At 65.7% G+C, this 16448-nt stretch carries 13 protein-coding genes; 10 read left to right on the top strand and 3 right to left on the bottom strand.

Annotated features, from left to right (window positions below):
- The first annotated feature begins 446 nt into the window (after nt 1-446).
- The 4 genes from HH308_RS17415 (at nt 447) to HH308_RS17400 (ending at nt 5317) form a co-directional block, all read left to right on the top strand.
- A protein-coding gene (locus tag HH308_RS17415) for an IS3 family transposase (protein WP_170195501.1) occupies nt 447-1705 on the top strand; the annotation gives its coding sequence in 2 pieces (ribosomal slippage) (nt 447-792 and nt 792-1705; 1260 coding nt in all).
- A 212-nt stretch (nt 1706-1917) separates the two neighbouring features.
- A complete protein-coding gene (locus HH308_RS17410; protein ID WP_170195500.1) occupies nt 1918-2697 on the top strand; it encodes a DUF222 domain-containing protein in 780 nt (259 codons plus the stop codon).
- Nucleotides 2646-4229, top strand: coding sequence for an HNH endonuclease signature motif containing protein (locus tag HH308_RS17405; RefSeq protein WP_170195499.1), 1584 nt, complete (start codon nt 2646-2648; stop codon nt 4227-4229). Before HH308_RS17410 ends, HH308_RS17405 begins: the two co-directional genes overlap by 52 nt.
- Before the next feature lie 731 nt (nt 4230-4960).
- A complete protein-coding gene (locus HH308_RS17400) occupies nt 4961-5317 on the top strand; it encodes a helix-turn-helix domain-containing protein (RefSeq protein ID WP_170195498.1) in 357 nt (118 codons plus the stop codon).
- A 125-nt stretch (nt 5318-5442) separates the two neighbouring features.
- Here the strand turns inward: HH308_RS17400 and HH308_RS17395 are convergent, their stop codons facing one another.
- The 3 genes from HH308_RS17395 to HH308_RS17385 form a co-directional block, all read right to left on the bottom strand.
- Nucleotides 5443-5769, bottom strand: coding sequence for a hypothetical protein (locus tag HH308_RS17395; RefSeq protein WP_170195497.1), 327 nt, complete (start codon nt 5767-5769; stop codon nt 5443-5445).
- Between the two features lie 152 nt (nt 5770-5921).
- Nucleotides 5922-7367, bottom strand: a complete 1446-nt coding sequence (locus HH308_RS17390) for an amidase (RefSeq protein WP_170195496.1) — start codon at nt 7365-7367, stop codon at nt 5922-5924.
- Nucleotides 7368-7440: 73 nt separating this feature from the next.
- On the bottom strand, nt 7441-8139 hold the full coding sequence (locus tag HH308_RS17385) for a PAS and ANTAR domain-containing protein (RefSeq protein WP_170195495.1): 699 nt from the start codon (nt 8137-8139) through the stop codon (nt 7441-7443).
- Between the two features lie 195 nt (nt 8140-8334).
- Between HH308_RS17385 and glf the strand changes: the two genes are divergently transcribed.
- The 6 genes from glf to HH308_RS17355 all read left to right on the top strand — a co-directional run bounded on the left by glf (nt 8335) and on the right by HH308_RS17355 (nt 16422).
- Entirely contained in the window at nt 8335-9543 is a 1209-nt protein-coding gene (glf, locus tag HH308_RS17380) for a UDP-galactopyranose mutase (RefSeq protein ID WP_170195494.1), read from the top strand.
- Entirely contained in the window at nt 9540-11483 is a 1944-nt protein-coding gene (locus tag HH308_RS17375) for a glycosyltransferase (protein ID WP_170195493.1), read from the top strand. The genes glf and HH308_RS17375 overlap by 4 nt, the downstream gene beginning before the upstream one ends.
- The gene (locus HH308_RS17370; RefSeq protein WP_170195492.1) at nt 11464-12096 is read left to right on the top strand and encodes a phosphatase PAP2 family protein; all 633 of its coding nucleotides are present in this window, start codon (nt 11464-11466) and stop codon (nt 12094-12096) included. The genes HH308_RS17375 and HH308_RS17370 overlap by 20 nt, the downstream gene beginning before the upstream one ends.
- Nucleotides 12093-13025: a decaprenyl-phosphate phosphoribosyltransferase gene (locus HH308_RS17365; RefSeq protein ID WP_170195491.1), complete on the top strand. Its 933-nt coding sequence runs from the start codon at nt 12093-12095 to the stop codon at nt 13023-13025. The genes HH308_RS17370 and HH308_RS17365 overlap by 4 nt, the downstream gene beginning before the upstream one ends.
- Nucleotides 13012-15114: an arabinofuranosyltransferase AftB family protein gene (locus HH308_RS17360; protein ID WP_211188570.1), complete on the top strand. Its 2103-nt coding sequence runs from the start codon at nt 13012-13014 to the stop codon at nt 15112-15114. The genes HH308_RS17365 and HH308_RS17360 overlap by 14 nt, the downstream gene beginning before the upstream one ends.
- 324 nt (nt 15115-15438) lie before the next feature.
- Nucleotides 15439-16422 carry an alpha/beta hydrolase gene (locus tag HH308_RS17355; RefSeq protein WP_170195490.1) on the top strand — a complete coding sequence of 328 codons (984 nt, stop codon included), beginning with the start codon at nt 15439-15441 and terminating at the stop codon, nt 16420-16422.
- Nucleotides 16423-16448: the final 26 nt, after the last annotated feature.

Raw genomic sequence — 16448 nt, 5'->3', positions numbered from 1 at the left:
ACGGTGGTGTGAGAGGCGGGCCGGAAAACCCGGCCCTCCTACTCGATACGAGGGGACTGGTGACCCGAAAAGCCCACAGGGGAACGGGATTCGGAGACGCTGAGCGTCTCCGCTCGCCGAACGCCGTCGACGTCGCTCACGCCGCACCCCTCTGCTCCCGAGTGCCGAAGCGAGGCACGAGCTTCGGTGTAACGAGGGGGTGGTGACCCGAAAAGCGCAACGGGGGAACGGGAATTCGGGGGCGTGCACCGTTTCCGTCGCGGGCTCACCTGGTCGACGGTGTGGGTGCCGAAGTGGCCTGGACGGGGACGCCGGGTGGCGGGTCGAGTTGGGGTGCCCGGCCGGCGGTGTGTGCGAAATCTGTTGCCGGCCAGGGGACTTACCCCCGGGTCTTGGACACTCCGAAATCCCACAGTTTTGTGGGAGGAAGCGAGAGGATCCACGTCATGTCTAGGAAGAACTATCCCGAGCGATTCCGCAAGGATGCGGTCGACTTGTATGAGTCGACGCCGGGCGCGACGGTGCGCGGTGTGGCCGCGGATCTGGGAATCGATCGCAGCACGTTGCGTGGGTGGCTCGATGTGTACGGCACTGGCCGCAAGACCGCCGCTGATGGTAGTGCTGCGGCCAGCCCGCTCACGGCCCGCGAACCCGCCGACGAGGCGGTGAGCGGTGAGGAGACGTTGGCGCAGCGGGTGGACCGGTTGGAGGCCGAGAACGCCGCGTTACGCCGCGAGAAGTCGACGTTGGCCACTGAACGCGACATCCTGCAGAAGGCGGCCAAGTATTTCGCCGGGGAGACGAACTGGTGAGCCGCTTCCAGTTCGTCGCCGACCATTGCGACACCTACCCGGTGAAGTGGCTATGTGCACTGCTTGAGATCGCCCGTTCCTCCTACCACGCCTGGTGCGCGGCTGCAGAGTCCCGGCGGGCCCGCCAGGCAGCTGATGATGTTCTGGCCCAACGGATCCGACTGATTCACCAGGCTGATCCGACGATGGGGGCACCACGGATCACCGCCGAACTCAACGACGGTGTCCCGCCGGGTGAGCGGGTCAATCACAAGCGGGTGGCGCGGGTGATGCGCGAGCGGGGTATCGCCGGCTACCGCAAACGCCGCAAGGTGCGCACCACGGTCCCCGAGCCCGCTGATCACAAGGTTCCCGACCTGGTGACCCGGGACTTCAGCGCGCCCGTCCCGAACCTGCTGTACGTCGGGGATATCACCTACCTGCCGTTGGCGGATGGAACCCACTTGTATCTGGCGACGGTGATCGACTGCTACTCCCGCAAACTGGCGGGGTGGGCGATCGCTGATCACATGCGTACCGACCTGGTCGCCGCTGCGTTGAAGGATGCCGATCGTGAGCGAAATGGGTTGGCGGGCAGTGTCTTTCACTCAGATCATGGATCAGTGTACACGAGTAAGGAGTATGCGGAACTGTGCACAGCTCTGGAGGTGACGCAGTCGATGGGGGCGGTGGGTACCTCGGCGGATAATGCGTTGGCCGAATCATTCAACGCCGCACTCAAACGCGAAGTGCTCCAAGATCGTCGGCACTGGCCCGATGAGGTGACCTGCCGGCGGGAAGTATTCCGGTGGCTCGTGCGATACAACACGGTGCGCCGACACTCCTACTGCGGCAATGTTGCGCCCAACACCTACGAAACCCCTTACGCTGCTACACTTTCCACCACAGCATAATCCCACCTGTGTCCAAGATCCGGGGCGAAGGCCCCAGCTCCAGCCAGCGTAGACCGCCCGCCGAGATTGGTGTCCCGTTTGCTCTTGGTTTGGGGCTGGTTGCGGGGTAGAATCGAACATAGTAGCGAAGGCCCTGAGTGTGGGTGGGCCGCCGAACGTGGGAAGCACCTCTTTTTGTAGATGGTTTTGTCCCTGCGTGTTCGGAGCATCTGATGTCTACTAGCCGTGATTCTGTTCCGCCGTCGCGTGCGACGGTGTCCCGCTATGGGTGGGCGAGTGAAGACCCCGGCCGTATCGGCCTGCATCTGGCGACAGACAAGGTCGCCGAGGATGCATCGTGTGGGCATATCAATGATCTGATGGATGTGATCACCACGTGTCGGGCGGGGGAATCGTTTCTGCTGTGGACCAAATACCGGGCCCTGGCCGGGATTCATGACCAGTTGGCCGGCGGGTGCGGTGACGGGGACGGGCGGTTGGTGTCGCAGCAGTCGCAGGTGGCGGCCCGGTATGCGATGACGGGGGCGATCAGCCCACAGGTGTCGGCGCGGCATGTCAGTGAGGCGGTCGCGATGGTGCATCGGTTGCCGCGGACCGGGGAACGCCTGCGGGATGGGGTGATCGCGGCGTGGCAGTTCACCCGGATCGTGTCACGGTCGGATCTGATCGACGGGTACGGGTATCGGGCGGCGGTCGACGAGGAAATCGCGCGGCGGGTGGGGCGGGGATCGTGGTCGGGGAAACGTTTGGATGCCCTGGTGGATTCGGCGATCTTCGGCCACGACCCCGACGCCGTCCGCCGCCGCCACCACCTGGCGAAGGAAGGCCGCACCGTCACCACCGATCCGTTGGCGGATGGGATGGCCGAACTCCGCGCCACCGCCACCGTGGAGGATGTCGCGACCGCGTTCGCCGCCATCGACGCCCTCATCACCCGGGTGTGCTGCAGCAACGATCCGCGGCGTCGGGGGCGCGGCGCTCAGATGCGGTGATCGCCCGGCTGCACGGGGTGGCGTTCGAATGCGAATGCGGCGACCCCGACACGTGTACCGGCGACCCCGACGACACCGCGGCAGGGGTGTCGCAGGCGCAGGTGGTGATTGCGCTGCACGTGATCACCGAACAAGCCACCCTCACCACCACCCCCGACAGCACCACGGGCGATGGGGTCGGTTACGTCGACGGCTACGGGATCATCACCGGCGAGCAGGTCCGTGACATCGCCGACCGCCCTGAGACGAAGGTCAGCTACTTCCCCAACCCACCCACCACACAACCCGAACCACGCCATGATTCATCAGACACCGACACAGCGACCGCGACCGCGACCGAGGCTGAGGCTGACGGCGAACCGGAACTGGAACTGGGGTTGGATTTCGTCGAGGCGGCGTCGTCGACCGCGACGGACTCGGAATCATGTGAGGCCGAGCCGGCAGACGAGACCGAACCGGCCGCTGACGCGAAACCCGAACCAGAAAGTAGCCGAGCAGCCACACCAGAGCCGCACTCGCCGACGACCACCGAACCCCAACCCGAACCCGCTCCTGCGCCTGCGACGGAGTCGGCGGCGCCGGAACCCGAACCCGAACCCGACACTGAGATGGGTGGGAACGAACCAGAAGCTGACGAGGCACCCACTACGGCGTCGACGACCTCGACCGTCACCGAAGCCGAACCCGAATCCGACGCCGAGACACCACCGGTCGGGGAGGGACCGGGCACAAGCGACGCACCCGCACCGCAGTCTGTACCCGAGCCCGGGCCGACGCCAGGAGCAGTGGGCGAGGCGGAGCCACAAGCGCCTGCAGAAGCGGAAGGATCGTCTGGGGCTCCGGCGTGTTTGCGTAAGCCGAGGCTGCCGTTGCCGTGTTTGCCGTCGGATCCGTATCGGTTCTCCACCGCGTTCGACACCTACATTCGCGCCCGGGATTTGGCGTGCGGTGCGCCCGGGTGTGACCGGCCCGGCTTCGCCGCACAGTTGGATCACTGCCAGGAATACAACCACGACCACCCGGCAGCGGGTGGACAGACCGACGCCGCCAACGTGCACGCCCTGTGCGTCTCTCACCACCTGCTCAAGACCGGCGACCACGGCTGGCTCGACGACATGACCCTCGACCACAATGGACGCGTGCAGTACCGGGTCCGTACCCCGGAGGGACTGTGGATCGACGGCCCCGACCTGTCCGGCACCGACCTGTTCGACACCCTCACCCACATCCACTTCGCCGACCCACCCACCACACCCACCACCACCAGCAGCAGCAGCAGAAGGAAACAGCAGCGGCGGCGGCGGTCGGCGTCGACCGTCGACAAACAACGCCGCCGCCAACAAGAACGCGACGCCAATCGAGCCGAACGCGAAAATGCTGAGGCAGCGCACGCGGCCGCCGTCGAACAGGACCGCGTCACCGGTGAACCCTGCAAGTACTGGCGGATCCGCTCCCACCATCCGAGTCCCACCAGTCACACCCGTGACAACGAACCGTTACCGCAATACGACGACACCCCACCACCCTTCTAGACCAGACACCACACATGCGACGCTCAAACGGAACGCGACGGCCCACCCACAGCCTGCCACTGACCCCAGCACCGCGAACCTCCCGACCGCGGTCAAAAGTACTGCGGCATAGTTCATCCCACACAGGTGCGGCGGTCGGCGGCGACGGTCGACAAGCAACGCCGCCGCCAACGCGAACGCGAAAGCAACCGAGCCGAACGCGAAATCGCCGCCGAACACGACCGCATTGCCGGCGTATCCGCTCACCCAACCTGAGTCACACCAGTCACGCCCGTGACAACGAACCGTTACCGCAGTACGACGACACCCTTCTAGACCAGACGCCGCACACCGACGCTCAACCGAATTTGACTGTGCGCCTGGCTGTTCCACACCCGCCACACGTCGGTCACCGCAGCCCGACCACCGAATCTCACGGTCACCACCGACAAATCAGCGTTAACCGTGAGAACTCCGGTCGACGATCCCGACCCAGCACTACGAGCCTACCGACCGCGGCCAAAAGTGCTGCGGCACAGTTCATCCCACAGGCGCGGGTCTCGAGATGCGCCCGGCCGGCTAGCGCCTCGCCAGGCACTCGACCATCCACGGGACACCCGTCTGGGCTAGCGCAGCGCTAGCGCAGCGCTAGCGCTCGTCGGGCCTAGACGAAACCGGAAGTCGCCTACTGAATTTGGTACGCCACGCACTATCATGGCCTACGCAAGTATGGGCGAGTAGGAAGAACGACGATGGCCGACGGCACTCAGCAGGCGTGGGAGGATCTCGGCGCGTTCCTACGGGCCCAACGGCAGATGGCGCAGGTGTCGCTGCGCGCACTCGCCCGCATCACCAAGGTGTCCGACTCGTATCTCAGCCAGGTTGAGCGAGGTCTCTATCAGCCGTCGCCGGAGGTGCTGCGTGCTATTGCCGACGGTCTGAATTTGGCTCCCGACGAGCTGTTTCGCAGGATGGGATGGTTGCCGCAGACCGGTGCGCCCGCGCTGTACAGCGGGGTGATGGATGCAATTGCTGGCGATGAGGCATTGTCACCAGCGCAGAAGTCGGCATTGATGCAGACGTACAAGGCGATGGTCGGCGACGACTAGCCCGATTGGTCGGTCACCACGTGCTGACCCTGGGTGTCGCTAGGCCGCTCGGCGGGCGAACAGCGCTGATGCAACCAAGATCGGGATCTGGCCCGATGCCAGATCCCGATCTCGGTAGATGCGACTTATGCGTCTGCGGATTCCTTTGACGCGGTCTTGGTGACTGCGGTGATGTTCTCGATGAGACGCAGTGCCGAGTTACGCTGTGCCGCCAGAACGCGCGAAGCCAGGTCGAAGTTGGCATTGACGATCTCAGTGGCGGACGGCAGGTTAGCGCTGGCAATGTCGGTGAACTTCTCGAAGCCGTCGAGCTTGACCGGGGTGGGCTGAGGCAGGCTCTCGGCGAGGCGACGACCCTGCTCGGAGACGGCTGCGGCGACCTTCTCCGCGTTCTCCAGAGCCTCAATCCACTGATCGGCGATCTGTGCGGTGATTTCGGAGTAAGTAGGCATGTCGGTCCTCTTTCTGGTTGTGGCAGCTCAGTGGGATGTTAAGCGCCTGCTTGGTAAACCAAGCGTAAGACGCCAGTGCGTGGTCTGTCAAGCGCTTGCGTGGCACAAGCTTCTTTCCGTCCGCAGTGGGGTAACCGTCGGCCGCTATCTATTCAGGATTCATCGCTAGAGGTGCACGGTGGGTGCCGGTCGCTCCACGGCGCTGCGGCTTCCAGTTGTGCGGCGAGCTGCAGCAGCAGATCCTCGCGCCCCAGTGCCGCGACGAGTTGAACACCGACCGGTAGGCCGCTCGCGGTCCGTCCGATCGGAACACTGATCGCCGGCTGGCCGGTGACGCTGAACGGTGCTGCGAAGCACCAGATTCGCTCGAACCTGGGCAGAATCGACAGCGGATCGGCGGGCGGTGGCAGGAGTTCGTCGAGTAAGGCGGGCGGTTCGCCGGCCGCGGGCGTCAGCAGGATGTCGAATTCGCCTGCCCACCAGGCCGACAGTTCTGCGGTGTAGGCCCGCTGCCACGTCTGACTGGCCGAGTACTCAGCGTCGGTGAGCCCAGCTCCGACGCTCGCGAGGGCCCACGAGTACGGCTCGACGTCGGCGGTCGTCAGCGGCCGCCCGACGGCGTTCGCCAGCCCGTCGAGCATCTGCCGGAACTCCCAGCCGGACGAGCGTAGATGATGCAGCGCGAACTCCTCGTCGAACAGTCGCGGGGGTGCGGCCGCTTCGACGTGGTGGCCGGCCGCCTCGAGCAGCCGTGCCGCTTCGCCGACCGCGGCGACACAATCGGGATCGACCGGCGTCGCGATCCCCCCGACAGCGTCGACGAAGCCGATTCGCAGCGCCTCGGGCGTTTCGAGGACGGTCGTCGCATACGGCGTCTCGGGCATCGGCAGGCGATAGACATCGGTCGGATCCGGTCCTCCGACGGCGTCGAGAAAGGCCGCGGTGTCGCGGACGCTGCGGGTGATCACGTGCTCGACCATGTTCGGGTCGGTGATCGGCAGGCTCGACGTCCGGCCGCGTGACGGTTTCAGCCCCACCACTCCGCACCATGCGGCAGGCAACCGAATCGAACCACCAATATCACTGGCATGAGCGACCGGCACCAGACCGGCGGCCACCGCAGCAGCGGCACCGCCGCTCGATCCCGACGTGGATCGTGTTGTGTCCCAAGGGTTTCGACACGGTCCGAAGGCAAGCGGCTGCGACGTCGGCTGGCACCCGAACTCCGGCAGCGTCGACTTGCCGACGGCGACGACGCCCGTCGCGCGGAACCGCGCGCCCAGGACCGTGTCCGACGGCGCTCGCCAGTCGAGCGATCGGAGCAGACCATTGCCCATGTACAGCGGCAGTCCGGCGACGCACGCGCCGGCGTCTTTGAACAAGAACGGCACTCCGCGAAAGGGCCCGCACGGCAAGGCCGGGTCCGTTGCGGCCGCGTAACCCGCATCGGGCATGGGCACTGCGACTGCGTTCAGGGTCGGGTTCAGCTCGGCGATGCGGGCGATGGCACCGTCGGCGAGTTCGGCAGGAGTCACCTCACCGTCGGCGACCAGATCACGCAGCGAGATCGCATCGAGCCATCTCACATCGGTAGACATTGGTCGAGGTTATCCCACGACCGCGACGGTCAAACCTCAACCGTTCGGCGGCCTGGGCCCTCGAGCGGCGACGTCATCCTTCGGGGCAGGGAGCAGAATTCTGCGTTGCCAAAAGGTGTGCGGTGAGCAGCACGTGATCGAACTGGGTGCGGGCGGCTGAGGGCAATTCGATTGTCGGGAGCGTCTCGCAGATCGCTTCGGCGAGGTCACGCAGCTTCACGTTGGTTGCCTGTGATCGCCACTTGAGCAGTTCGAACGCCTGCTGATCGTCGAGGCGGTAGATCAGCTTGAGCACACCTTTGGCCTGCTCGATTGCGAGCCTACGCGCGAGGGCTTCCTCCACTTGTTCGTGCACCGTACGGCGGAGTTCGTCGTGCACGACGTCGGCCGCCTCGGCCAGCGCCTCATGGTCACTCAGGGCGATGTAGTAGCCGGTGGTGCCGATCGGTTCGCCTGCGTCGTCGGTCTCTACGTCGGCGACGACCAGCACCGGCAGCGTGGCGCCCGAACATGTGATGAGGCGATGGGAACTGCTGAACGGTTCCCGGGTGGTGCGGATCCGCGCGATCAGTTCTTCGACGCGAACCTTGTCGTCGGGGTGCTTGTGCGCGAGCATCAGAGTCGTGGTCGGCGTCACGTCCGCAGCCGAGGTGTACCCGTGCATGCGTGCGACCTCGTCGGACCATTCCCAATGATCATCGTCGAACGAGTACCAGAATTGACCTACGTCGAACGAAGCCGCGTCGGCTGTGCCGGGCAATTCGGTTGTCATTCCCGCATTTTACGAGCCGCCGCCCCGACGTTCACCATCATGGACGAGGTTGGCGGTGAACAAATCCGCCTGGACCGGCGGCTCGTCCCACCCGGATCCGACGCCGGCGGGGATCTGCGGTGGGCTTGTGACTCGTCGCACCCCGCAGCGGATGAGCGGGAAACGCTCAGGTAGTTTCCGATACTCTGAACTCCCGTGGCAGGCAATAGTGCATACGACCTGATCGTCGTCGGCTCCGGATTCTTCGGACTCACCGTCGCCGAACGCGCGGCGACCCAGCTCGACAAGCGGGTCCTGGTGCTCGACCGTCGGCATCACATCGGTGGAAACGCCTACTCCGAGGCCGAGCCGGAGACCGGCATCGAGGTGCACCGTTACGGCGCGCATCTGTTCCATACCTCTAATAAGAAGGTATGGGACTACGTCACCCAGTTCACCGAGTTCACCGGCTACCAGCATCGGGTCTTCGGTCTCTACGAGGGCCAGGCGTATCCGTTGCCGTTGGGGCTGGGGCTGGTCAATCAGTTCTTCGGCCGGTCGCACACGCCGGACGAGGCCCGTGCGCTGATCGCCCAGCAGGCCGCCGAGTTCGACAGCAAGGACGCCGCCAACTTCGAGGAGAAGGCGATCAGCCTCATCGGCCGCCCCCTCTACGAGGCGTTCTTCAAGGCTTACACCGCCAAACAGTGGCAGACCGACCCTAAGAACCTGCCCGCCGGGAACATCACCCGACTGCCGGTCCGCTACACCTTCGACAACCGCTACTTCAACGACACCTACGAGGGGCTGCCGGTCGACGGCTACACCGCGTGGCTGGAGAAGATGGCCGCCGACGACCGCATCGAGGTGCGGCTGAACACCGACTGGTTCGACGTCCGCGACGAGCTGCGTGCCGCCAACCCCGACGCGCCGGTGGTCTACACCGGCCCGCTGGACCGCTACTTCGACTATTCCGAAGGTCGATTGGGTTGGCGCACACTCGATTTCGAGACCGAGGTACTGCCGACCGGCGACTTCCAGGGCACCCCGGTGATGAACTACAACGACGCCGACGTCCCGTTCACCCGGATCCACGAGTTCCGCCACTTCCACCCCGAGCGCGACACCTACCCGGCCGACAAGACGGTCATCATGCGCGAGTTCAGCCGCTTCGCCGGCGACGACGACGAGCCGTACTACCCGATCAACACCCCCGACGACCGCGCCATGCTGACCCGCTACCGCGACCGCGCCCGGGCTGAAACCGCAAGCGCCAAGGTGCTTTTCGGCGGACGGCTGGGCACCTACCAATACCTCGACATGCACATGGCCATCGCCAGTGCCCTGACCATGTTCGACAACACGCTCGCGCCGCACCTGCTCGACGGTGCGCCGCTGGCGGATTCGGAAGAGGCGAGTTCATGACGGCAAGTGCAAGCACCAGCACGGAGGAGTCGCAGTTTCAGACACCGAGTAAGGCGGCGTCGCTGCTGCAGCGCGTCATCTTCCCGCGTCCGGGCGAACCGCTCGACGTCCGCTCGCTCTACCTGGTCGAATCCGACAGCAACAACCGCCGCGCGCACGCCCCGAGCCGCACTTCGGTGCTGATCGGTGCGGAGTCCGAGGTCAGCTTCGAGACCTACTTCAACGCCTTCGCCGCCGCCTACTGGCGGCACTGGAGCGTGCTGACCTCGGTGGTCCTCAGACTCGAGGTGATCGGCACCGCGCGCGTCGACCTGTATCGGTCCAAGATCGACGGCTCACGCATCGGCATCGGCGGCGACTTGATCCCCACCGATGAAACGGGCCGCGGCACCATCGAATTCGAGCTGGACTTGGGGCCGTTCGAAGACGGCGGCTGGATCTGGTTCGACATCACCACCGACACCGACACCGAGATCGTCGCCGCCGGCTGGTACGCCGACGCCGACGCGGCGTCGATCCTGATCCCAGACACCAAGCGCGTCACGGTCGGCATCCCCACCTTCAACCGTCCGACCGACGCCGTCGCCGCGCTCGCCGCGCTGACCAGCGATCCGCTGGTCGACGAGGTGATCGACGCCGTGATCATGCCCGACCAGGGCACGCGCAACGTCGTCGACGAGCCCGGCTACACCGAGGCCGCTGCGGCGCTCGGTGATCGGCTGCACATGTTCAGCCAGGGCAATCTGGGCGGCTCCGGCGGGTACGCCCGCATCATGTACGAGGCGCTGCGCCTGACCGACAGTCCGTACGTGCTGTACATGGACGACGACATCGCGATCGAACCGGACTCCATCCTGCGTGCGCTGGCCATGTCGCGGTTCGCCAAGTCGCCGATGCTCGTCGGCGGCCAGATGCTCAACCTGCAGGACCGTAGTCACCTGCACTGCATGGGTGAGGTGATCAACCGCGGGAACTTCATGTGGACCGCGGCACCGTTCGTCGAATACGACCACGACTTCTCCAAATACCCGTTGCGCGACCGGGACAACTCCAAGAACCTGCATCGGCGCATCGACGTCGAGGGCAACGGTTGGTGGATGTGCATGATCCCGCGCGCCTGCGCGGAGACCATCGGGCTGCCGATGCCGCTGTTCATCAAGTGGGACGACTGGGAGTTCGCGCTGCGCGCGGCCAAGGCCGGCTACCCGACGGCGACCGTCCCGGGGATCGCGATCTGGCACATGGCCTGGAGCGACAAAGACGACGCCATCGACTGGCAGGCGTACTTCCACCTGCGCAACCGACTCGTCGTGGCCTCCATCCACCACGACGGCCCGATCAACGGAATCCTCAAGTCGATGGCCAAGGCCACCGCGAAACACCTTCTATGCCTTGAGTATTCGACGGTCGCCATCCAGAACGAGGCGATCCGCGACTTCCTCGCCGGACCCGACCACATCCGGTCGCTGCTGCCGACGGCGCTGCCGAAGGTCGCCGCGATGCGCAAGGAATTCCCCGACGCCGTGGTCTTGGAGTCTGCGCAGTCGCTGCCGAAGACCACCGGCGAGGCCACCGCGCTCGGTGTGAACGAGCCGGCCAACCCGATCGCCAAGGTGCGCTCGCTGGCAGCCGCGGTGGTCAACAACATGCGGCCCGCCGACCCGCGGCATTACGAAGTGCCGCAAGCGAATTACCCGCCGATCGAGGCCCGCTGGTACAGCCTGGGCCGCGTCGACGGCGTCACCGTCACCACCGCGGACGGTCGCGGCGTCGTCTACCGGCAGCGTGACCGGGACAAGATGATCGCCCTGGCACGCGAATCCGCGGCGCTGGTGAAGGAACTCAAGGCGCGTTTCCCGGAGATGGCGCAGCGCTACCGGGCCGCACACGACGATCTGACGAGCAAGGAGAGTTGGGCCCGTGTCTTCGGAATCGACTGATGTGGTGACCGCCGAATCGACGCCGCCGACCGGCGAGGCCGCGGTCCTCGTCGCGGTACAGTCGGCGCTCGTCGATCAGCCCGGCGTCGTATCGACCGCGCGCGGCCTCTCGCATTTCGGCGAGCATTCCCTGGGGTGGCTCGCCATCGCCGGAGCCGGCGTGGTGGCGGCTCGACGTCGGGGCGATGCGCGCGGTGAGCTGACCTGGGCGCAGGCCGGGGTCGGAGCATTCGGTGCGCACGCGGCGTCGGTGATCATCAAGCGCGTCGTTCGACGTCGCCGACCCGACCACCCGGCCATCCGGGTGGGCGTCGGCACCCCGAGCAAGTTGAGCTTCCCGTCGTCGCACGCCACGTCGACGACCGCCGCCGCGATCCTCATCGGGCGGGCGGCGGGCCTGCACCCCGCGGTGGTTCCCGCCGCGATCGTGCCGCCGATGCTGCTGTCGCGGCTGGTGCTGGGCGTGCACTACCCGTCCGACGTCGTCGCCGGTGCGGCAATCGGAGCGGCGAGCGCGGGCGCGGTCATCGCTGGTGACAAACTGTTCGGTGACAAGATCCTGGGGAGTCGTCTCTTCGCGGGACGCACAAGCAGCAGAGCGGATGTGAGATGAGCGAGGAGCCGATCGAACACGACAAGGTTTTGGGCCCGCCCAAGAACTTGGCGACTGGTCTGATCAAGGCGGTTCGTCCACGCCAGTGGGTGAAGAACGTCCTGGTGCTCGCGGCGCCGCTGGCAGCGGGCACCGACGTGTTGACCAACGTCGACATGATGGCCCGCGTCGGCCTGGCTTTCGTCGCGTTCTGCCTGGTGGCGTCATCGATCTACCTCATCAACGACGCACTCGACGTCGAGGCCGACCGCAATCATCCGACCAAGCGATTCCGTCCGATCGCCGCGGGAGTGGTGCCGCGCAACCTGGCCTTCGTGCTGGCCGTGGTGCTGGCCGTCGCGTCGATCGGGGTCGCGTTCATCGCCAACTGGCAGACCGCGGTCACCATCGGGGTGTACCTGCTCATCCAGCTCGGCTACTGCTTCGGGTTGAAGCATCAGGCCGTGATCGACATCTGCATCGTGTCGTCGGGCTTCTTGCTGCGCGCCATCGCCGGTGGTGTCGCGGCGGAGCTGCCCAACGGCCTGTCCCGCTGGTTCCTGCTGGTGATGGCCTTCGGTTCGCTGTTCATGGCGGCGGGCAAGCGGTACGCGGAGTTGCAGCTCGCCGAGCGCACCGGGGCGAAGATCCGTAAGTCGCTGGAGTACTACACCACGACCTATCTGCGCTTCGTGTGGACGTTGTCGGCGACCGCGGTGGTCCTCTGCTACGGCCTGTGGGCACTCGATTCGAGCGGCATCCACGACAACAACGTCTTCTACTCGATCTCGATCGTTCCGTTCACGGTCGCGATCCTGCGCTATGCCGTCGACGTCGACGGCGGTGCCGCGGGCGAGCCCGAGGAGATCGCCCTGGGCGACCGGGTGCTGCAGTTCCTCGCGGTGGCCTGGATAGTATGCGTTGGTGTCGCCGTCTATGCCAACCTCTGATTCCGCCGTCGAGCAGGCTGAATCTACCCGACCGGAATTGACCGAGAGGCGTGGTCTGCGCGGCTGGGGAGTCCGGCATGCGACCACGGCGACCAGCGGGTTCGTCGGTGCGGTGCTCATCACCGTTTTCTTCGCGATCGGGGCCTGGCAGCGTCGGTGGATCGCCGACGACGGGTTGATCGTGCTGCGCACGCTGCGCAACCTGTTCGCGGGCAACGGCCCGGTCTTCAACGCCGGCGAGCGCGTCGAGGCCAACACCTCGACGGCGTGGACCTATGTGCTGTGGTTCTGGGCCTGGGTCACCGGCGGGCAGCTCGAATACGTCGCGCTGTGGGTGGCGCTGATCTGTTCGCTTCTCGCCGTGCCGCTGGCGATGTACGGCACCGCGCGCCTGTACTGGCCGTCGTTGACCGCTCGGGGCGGTGCGGTCGGCATCTCGCTGCTGCTTCCGCTGGGCGCCATCATCTATATCGCGCTGCCGCCCGCGCGCGACTTCGCCACCAGCGGACTGGAGAACGGTCTGGCGCTGTTGTGGGTCGCCGGGTTGTGGGTGTTGATGCTTGCGTGGGGCCGTCGGGGGGCGTTGACCGGCCCGAAGACCAAGCGGGTCGTCGCAGCCGACCTGACCCTCGCCTTCGTCGCCGGCCTGGCACCCCTAGTGCGGCCCGAATTGACGATCCTCGGTGGCCTGGCGCTGGTGCTGGTGTTCCTGGCGCCGCAGCGGTGGTGGCTGCGGATCGCGATCGTCGTCGTGGCGGGCGCGCTGCCGGTCGGCTACCAGATCTTCCGGATGGGCTACTACGCGGTGCTGGTGCCCAACCCGGCCATCGCCAAGGACGCCAGCGGGTCCAAGTGGAAGCAGGGCTTCATCTACCTGGGCAACATGTTCGGCCCGTACACCCTGCTGCTGCCGGTCATCCTGGCGCTCGTGGCCGCGGTGTGGATCATCGTCGGGCGACGGTTGCGCGGCAAGGCGCTCGACGCCACGCCGGACCCGTCGGCGCATGACGACAGTATTCTCGATGATGTTGTGCCGCAAGGTGATTCGAGTCTTCGTGGACGCTGGGCGGCGTTCACCGGTGGGCTGCAGCGGCCGGCGGTCGTCGTCGGCGTGATCGTCGCCGCGGGCTTCCTCGACGCCGTGTACTGGCTGCATCAGGGCGGCGACTTCATGCACGCCCGCGTGCTGCTGGTGCCGTTGTTCATCATGCTGCTGCCGATCATCGTCGTGCCGCTGACCCTCCCCGCACACGTCCGTGACGCCTTCCGCCGGCCGTCGAGCGAGGCGGCGTCGTCGAAGGCGGCGCGGAATCGCACCCGGCTGGCGCAGTGGCAGCTCGGCGGCGCGGTCTTGATGGCCGGCCTGTGGGTCACCACCCTGGTCTGGGCGATCAACTCCCACGAGAACATGCTGCCCAACGCGGGGATCGACATCGGCCGCAGCGGCATCGTCGACGAGCGGCGGTTCTACGTCACCAACATGGGCAACGAGAATCCGGTGACCGCCGAGGACTATCTGGCCTATCCCCGAATGCGGGCGATGGTGGAGAAGATCAACGAGTTGCACGCCACCGGTGGAGTGATTCTGCCGTCGGCCAACTACGACGAGTGGTACGTCGCACAGCTGCCCACCAAGATGCCCGCCGGCATCAAGCGTGAGGTGACCGTCTACTTCCTCAATCTGGGGATGACGAGCATGAACGCGCCGCTGGACGTGCGAGTGATCGATCAGATGGGCCTGGCCTACCCGGTCGCCGCACACACACAGCGCCTCGAGGACGGCCGCATCGGACACGACAAGGTGCTGCCGACCGAATGGGTGATCGCCGAATCCGGCGCATACCCGCGTCGGCCGGTGCTGCCGAGCTACCTCGACGAGGACACGGTGCGCCAGGCTCAGGTGGCGCTGACGTGTCGACAGACGCAGGACCGGCTGGCGTCGTACAAGGCGGAGCCGTGGACGCTCGCTCGCTTCAAGAGCAGTCTGAAGCAGTCTTTCGGGTTCACCAGCTACCGGATCCAGCGCAATCCGGAGTACGAGATCGAGCGGTGCGGGCTGCCGATGCCGCCGCGGATTCACCAGCGATGACTGCCTTGTACTCAGGTTCGTCTCATTTGTCTCACAGCTCCCAAATTGCCCGCTTTGGTCTCGAAACGGTAACGCTGGGCGTCGGAGCTGCGATAAAAACATCGATGTCCAATAAAACGGCTGTGCCAGCGCAAATAGGTTATCCACAGGTTGCGATTGCGCCTCAGCGTTTGTCAGCCCCCCGGGGTGTGCAATAGGCTCACTTCGATGTGGCTCACGACCTCATGCAGATGAGGCTGGGCCCGACCAGTCGGGGCGAACGGATCCGAGAGAGTTTCAGCGACCGGTGTATGCCGGTGCGATGAAGAGAGAGAGTTCAGGCGAATGCGCGTAAACGCTTCTACGCCGCGGTCGGCGGGCAAGCCGCACCGGTTGACAGCCATGATCGTGGCTGCGTTGACGGTGATCGGTCTGGCCAGTGTCGTCGTCGGCGCCGGGCAGGCAAACGCCCGAATCGGCGCCACCCAGCTCGGCCGGGAGCAGTTCTACGTCGGCGGCTGCGGCATGCCGGCGGTCAAGGTCCGCGCGTGGAAGCGCCCCGGCAACTACAAGACCGTGATCATGCTCGACGGCATGCGCGCTCAGTACGACTACAGCGGCTGGGAAATCAACACCAACATCCAGGAGATGGTCCGCTCCGGCATCAACGTCGTCGAGCCCATCGGTGGACCCGCCAGCTTCTACACCGACTGGAATGCGCCCAGCAACTTCAACAACCAGCAGTACCGCTACACGTGGAACTGCGTCATCACCAACACCCTGATCAGGGGCCTCGACTCCCGCGGCTACCGCGTCGGCAACGGCAAGTACGCGATCATGGGTCTGTCGATGGGTGGCAACGCCGCCCTGGTGATCGGTGCGCAGAACCGCAACAACTTCGACCGCGCGGCGTCGCTGTCGGGTTACAACTTCCTGTCGGCACCCGGCATGCACACGATGATCCGTCTGGCGATGCTCGACGTCGATCCCAAGCCGTGGAACGTCGACAGCATGTGGGGCCCGCCGTGGGACGCCCGCTGGTACCAGAACGACCCGTTCCTCAACATCAACCGCATGCACGGCATGAAGATCTTCGTCGGCTCGGGTAACGGCCTGTTCGGCCGGTACAACGCTCTGCCCAACGTCTTCGACGACCTGTTCAAGGGTTCCACCCTGGAGTTCCTGGCCTTCACCCAGGCCAAGGCCTTCGAGGCCGCGGCGGCGCTGCAGGGCCTGCCGGTCATGACCTACGACGCCAACGGCACCCACGCGTGGGGCTACTGGCAGGACATGGTCTGGAACGCGAAGGCGCGTGGCTTCTTCCAGTAGGTCGTAGCCGCGATCCGCACAGAACT

It is taken from the genome of Gordonia asplenii, assembly GCF_012933505.1.
GTDB classification, from domain to species: domain Bacteria; phylum Actinomycetota; class Actinomycetes; order Mycobacteriales; family Mycobacteriaceae; genus Gordonia; species Gordonia asplenii.
The sequence above is the reverse complement of the archived record's forward strand: the minus strand, read 5'-3'. Positions and strand labels throughout refer to the sequence as shown.